This window comes from Lacihabitans soyangensis, assembly GCF_024343775.1.
GTDB classification, from domain to species: Bacteria; Bacteroidota; Bacteroidia; order Cytophagales; family Spirosomataceae; genus Leadbetterella; species Leadbetterella soyangensis.
The window spans coordinates 1-1,092 of sequence record NZ_RJUF01000125.1 but is presented as its reverse complement, the minus strand read 5'-3'; the positions used below and the strand labels follow the sequence as shown (position 1 = coordinate 1,092).

1 protein-coding gene is annotated in these 1,092 nt (G+C 38.6%); it reads right to left on the bottom strand.

Annotated elements, in window-relative coordinates:
- Positions 1 to 686: CPBP family intramembrane glutamic endopeptidase (locus EGI31_RS14840; protein ID WP_255037960.1), on the bottom strand; the 686-nt coding region annotated here is incomplete at its 3' end.
- Between the last annotated feature and the right edge of the window lie 406 nt (positions 687 to 1,092).

The window sequence follows — 1,092 nt, the reverse complement described above, 5'->3', positions numbered from 1 at the left end:
ATGGCACCCAATAGGCTATCGGTTTTTTTGCGGAAATAGAAAAACATTATACTCACCAAAAACATACTCAATACCCACAGTAGGGTGGGAAAGGGGTAAAAAGCCCATTGCTCATTCACGAACACCAAGCCGAAATGAGAAATATGCGTGAGGGCAAAGGCAGAGCCATCCACGATGGAGGCTTTTTTCTCGCCTATAGAGTTTTCAAAACTCTTGTGTACGATGCCCCTGAAAAACAATTCCTCACCGATGGGGCTAAAAAGCATGCCTGTGATGGCCATAATGCCGAACATGACCTGCTTATCTGCTGCAGTGATTTCAGCCGGAATTTTATATGACTTGCCGATGTATTGATACCAGTTTTGGTAAGAAGTATCATATAAGATTTTACCCAAAAAAAACAGCATAACACTGGCCGCCAGCCCAGCCAAAAAGGCCAGAAATAGCCATTTAAAACCCTGAGCTTTTTGTATACCGATGGCCATACGACCCGCTTTACTCAAAAAAATAAACGGAGCCAAAGCCGAAACCGTCATGATAAGCCCGATAGCCCCATAATTACCCGAAGCATTGGCCTGAAGTACCAACACAAACCTCGGCACACAAACCAACAATATCAGAAATGTACCAAATTTCCAGTTTAGGTCAAAGATTTTGCTGAAGAGGGGTTTTAGGTGGGGGTGCATGTTTTGAAGAAGTTAGGTTTTAAGAATAGTTCACGGTTTTGTATGTTATAGGACTTCGAAACACAGAACTGTCAAACATTCGAACGGTTAATTTGAAATTCAAAACCAAATTGATGTAAATTCCCCGCTTTTCTACTAAGCTTCCATAGTCTTTTGCTTTTTTAGTAAGCCATTCATTTTTTGATTTGGTGTGATATAATTCCATTTTAATTACCTAAATTCTATCCAATAGTTTTTTTATATGCAAGCTTTTATTCAGTAAATTCTTTAAATATTACCTTTGGCTTAAGTTTAGGACAATATAGGAGCATTGCTTTTTCAAATTCATCTTTAATTATTACTTTCTTTTGATCAACAACTTCGATGGGCACTTGAAATAAGGCAGCATCGTGCATTGGTATTAAAA